Origin of the sequence: Saccharomonospora iraqiensis subsp. iraqiensis, from assembly GCF_000430445.1 — a bacterium.
Classification (GTDB): Bacteria; Actinomycetota; Actinomycetes; order Mycobacteriales; family Pseudonocardiaceae; genus Saccharomonospora; species Saccharomonospora iraqiensis.
This window is the reverse complement of record NZ_KE387072.1, coordinates 38475-42324: the sequence shown is the minus strand read 5'-3', so window position 1 is coordinate 42324 and position 3850 is coordinate 38475. Positions and strand designations below refer to the sequence as shown.

The 3850-nt window shown below is 73.5% G+C and carries 2 protein-coding genes; both read left to right on the top strand.

The genetic code is table 11. The annotated features are described in order from the left end of the window. Positions 1-170 precede the first annotated feature (170 nt). Positions 171-662, top strand: coding sequence for an SRPBCC family protein (locus ACTIR_RS0108305; RefSeq protein ID WP_026453922.1), 492 nt, complete (start codon positions 171-173; stop codon positions 660-662). 67 nt (positions 663-729) lie between these two features. Further along, complete coding sequence (locus ACTIR_RS0108300) at positions 730-3504, top strand: DEAD/DEAH box helicase (RefSeq protein WP_026453921.1); 2775 nt, start codon at positions 730-732, stop codon at positions 3502-3504. The last annotated feature ends 346 nt before the right edge of the window (positions 3505-3850 follow it).

Below are 3850 nucleotides of genomic sequence, written 5' to 3'. Positions count from 1 at the left end.
CCCCCCCGCCGCGACGGCGACGGCCGCGGCCGCACCGACGACGTGACCTGACACCCGGGCGCGGGCGGCAGGGTGGTGTGCCGTCCACGCCGTGGGTACTCACCGGACGACCCCGTGGGGCGCCCGGCGGCCGTGGCGGCCCCACCTCCCCGGCACGGGAGGGACGCAGCATGAGCGCCCACGAGACGACCACCACGCGCGGGACGACGATCGAGGCCGTCGACGGATTGCCCGCGGTCCGCATCGTGCGCGAGTTCGCCGCTGCCCGGCAGCGGGTGTTCGCCGCCTGGACCGACCCGGATCTGGTGGCGCGCTGGATCGGGCCGCGGGATCTGGAGTTGCGCATCGACGGGTGGGACCCCCGCACCGGGGGCCACTGGCGGTACTCCAACTGGCGCGGCGGGGAGCACGTGGCCTCGTTCTACGGCTCGTTCCACGAGGTCCGCCCGCCCGAGCGGATCGTGCAGACCTTCACCTGGACCGACCTGCCCGACGGGGTCAGCCTGGAGACCGCCGTGTTCGACGACCTCGGAGGGAGCCGTACCCGGGTGACCGTGACCTCGCTCGTCGACACCCTCGAGGCGCGGGACGCGATGCTCGGCAGCGGCATGGAGGTCGGCGTCCGCGAGGGCTACGAGAAACTCGACGCGCTGCTGAGGTGACCGGCAGCCGGGGTGAGTGGCACCCGCCGTCTGTGCCTCGCCTGCGGGGTGTGCAACCCTGACGGTCGTGGACCCTTCCACCGATCCCTCCCCGTCGACCAGTCCGGCCGAGGCGTACGCGGCGGCGCGGCGGCGCGGCCGTTACCCCGAACTGGCCCGGTTCACCGGCGAGCTGGCGTTCACCTTCGACGACTTCCAGGTCCGCGGGTGCGAGGCGCTGGAGGACGGGCACGGTGTGCTCGTGTGCGCGCCCACCGGCGCCGGCAAGACCGTGGTAGGCGAGTTCGCCGTGCACCTGGCGCTGGCCGAGGGCCGCAAGTGCTTCTACACCACGCCGATCAAGGCGCTGTCGAACCAGAAGTTCGCCGACCTGACCGAGCGGTACGGCACCGGGACGGTGGGGCTGCTCACCGGGGACACCTCGATCAACGGGGACGCGCAGATCGTGGTGATGACCACCGAGGTGCTGCGGAACATGCTCTACGCGGGTTCGGCGGCGCTGGACAACCTCGGCTACGTCGTCATGGACGAGATCCACTACCTGGCCGACCGGTTCCGCGGCGCGGTGTGGGAGGAAGTGATCCTGCACCTGCCCGCCTATGTGCGGGTGGTGGGGCTGTCGGCCACGGTCAGCAACGCCGAGGAGTTCGGCGAGTGGCTGGTGGCCGTGCGCGGCGACACCACCGTCGTGGTGGACGAGCACCGGCCCGTGCCGCTGTGGCAGCACATGCTCGTCGGCGGCAGGTTGATGGACCTGTTCGCCGGCGAGTCGGACACCGGCGAGGCGAAGATCAACCCGCGGTTGTTGCGCCGGGTGGAGGAGACCGCCCGGATGCACGCCCCCGCCGGGGCGGGCAAGGGGGGCCGGAACCGGCGCGGCGGCCCGCCGCGGATGCCCCGGTACCGGCCGCCGTCGCGCACCGAGGTGATCGACCGGCTGGACCGTGCGGGACTGCTGCCCGCGATCGTGTTCATCTTCTCCCGCGCGGGGTGCGACGCCGCCGTCACCCAGTGCCGCCACTCGCGGCTGCGGTTGAACACGCCCGACGAGGTCGCCGAGGTGCGCCGCGTGGTCGACGAACGCACCGCGGACCTGCCGCCCGACGACCTGGCGGTGCTGGGCTACTGGGAGTGGCGCGACGGGTTGGAGCAGGGCGTGGCCGCCCACCACGCGGGGTTGCTGCCCGCGTTCAAGGAGACCGTGGAGGAACTGTTCGTGCGCGGCCTGGTCAAGGTCGTGTTCGCGACCGAGACGCTGGCGCTGGGCATCAACATGCCCGCCCGCACCGTGGTGCTGGAGCGGCTGGTCAAGTACAACGGCGAGGCCCACGTCGACCTCACCGCCGGTGAGTACACCCAGCTCACCGGCCGCGCCGGGCGCCGCGGCATCGACGTCGAGGGGCACGCCGTGGTGCTGTGGCAGCCCGGGATGGACCCGCGCCAGGTCGGCGGGCTGGCCTCCACCCGCACCTACCCGCTCAAGTCGTCGTTCCGGCCCGGCTACAACATGGCCGTCAACCTCGTCGGCCAGCTCGGCGCCGCCGAGGCCCGCGGCATGCTGGAACGGTCGTTCGCCCAGTTCCAGGCCGACCGGTCGGTGGTGGGCCTGTCCCGCCGGATCGACCGCAACGCCGAGGCGCTGCGCGGCTACGCCGACGCCGTCCCCGGCGACTTCGAGCAGATGCGGGAGTACGCGCAGCTGCGCCGCGCGATCTCCGAGCGGGAGAAGGCGTTGTCCCGGCAGAACACGGCCGCCCGCCGCGCCGAGACCGCCCGGTCGCTGGAGAACCTGCGCAAGGGCGACGTGATCTCGGTGCCGGGTGGGCGGCGCGCCGGGCTGGCCGTGGTGGTCGACCCGGGGCTGGACCAGATGGAGGAACCCCGCCCGGTCGTGGTGACCGAGGACCGCTGGTCCGGGCCGCTGTCGGTGGCGGACTTCCCCGCGCCGGTGGAGCCGCTCGGCCGGGTCAAGCTGCCCAAACATGTGGAGCTGCGTTCGGCCAAGACCCGCCGCGACATCGCCTCCTCGCTGCGCAACACCGGCATCACCCGGCCGAAGCGGCAGCGTCGACGCGGCTCCGACGCCGCCTCGGACAGCGAACTGGTCGAGCTGCGCCGGCAGTTGCGCGCCCACCCGGTGCACGGCATGGCCGACCGGGAGGCCGGGTTGCGGTGGGTGGAACGGCACGAGCGGCTCGCCGCGGAGAACGACAAGCTCGAACGCAAGGTCGCCGCCACCACCCACTCGCTGGCCCGGTCGTTCGACCGGATCCGCGGGCTGCTGGCCGAACGCGGCTACCTCGGCGACGACGGCGACGAGGTCACCGGACACGGGTGGACGCTGTCCCGGCTGTACAGCGAGTCGGACCTGCTGGCGGCCGAGTGTGTGCGGCACCGCGTGTGGCACGGCCTCGGCCCGGCGGAACTGGCCGCGGTCGTGTCCACCCTGGTGTACGAGGCGCGGCGGGACGCCACGGCGGAGGCGAAGGTGCCGTCCGGGCCGGTGTCGGAGGCCTGGCGGGAGACGGTGCGGGTGTGGACCGACCTCGTCGACGACGAACGCCGGCACCGCCTGGACCGCACCCGCGAACCCGACGCCGGGTTCGCCTGGCCGGTGTACCGGTGGGCGCGCGGGGAGTCGTTGGAGAAGGTGCTCACCACCGCCGAGACGAACGGTCAGGAACTGTCCGCCGGGGACTTCGTGCGCTGGGCCCGCCAGGTGATCGACCTGCTCGACCAGCTGAAGACCGTGCTCGGCAAGGAACACCCGGTGGGTGGGGCGGCGGGCAAGGCCGCCCGGTCGCTGCGGCGCGGTGTCGTCGCCGCCGCGGGCGAGGTGTGACCCGCCCCCTGGAGGGGTGGCGACACCCGGCCCGTGTGAGGTCCGCGTGAACCGGTGCCGCGGGGGTGTGCAGGTGTGCGCCGCCGGGTGCGGGTGTGGTTGGATTCCGCACGGCACACCCACGGTGGTGTGCCGTGCACATGTCGGTGACTTGGCGGAGGGCAACACGATGAGCGCGCCGTACGGAGGAAACCAACCGCCGCAGTGGGGCCAGCAGCCCCCCGCGGGGCCGGACTCGGGTGGCTTCCCCGACCAGAGCGGATTCGGCGGCCCACCGCAGTACGGCCACCCCGGCCAGCCGGGCCAGCCGGGGCAGCCCGGGTACGGCCAGCCGCAGGCGCCGCAA

Excerpts from the sequence above, each read along its gene's own strand:
- ACTIR_RS0108305 (WP_026453922.1), top strand. The coding sequence starts at position 171 with ATGAGCGCCCACGAGACGACCACCACGCGCGGGACGACGATCGAGGCC.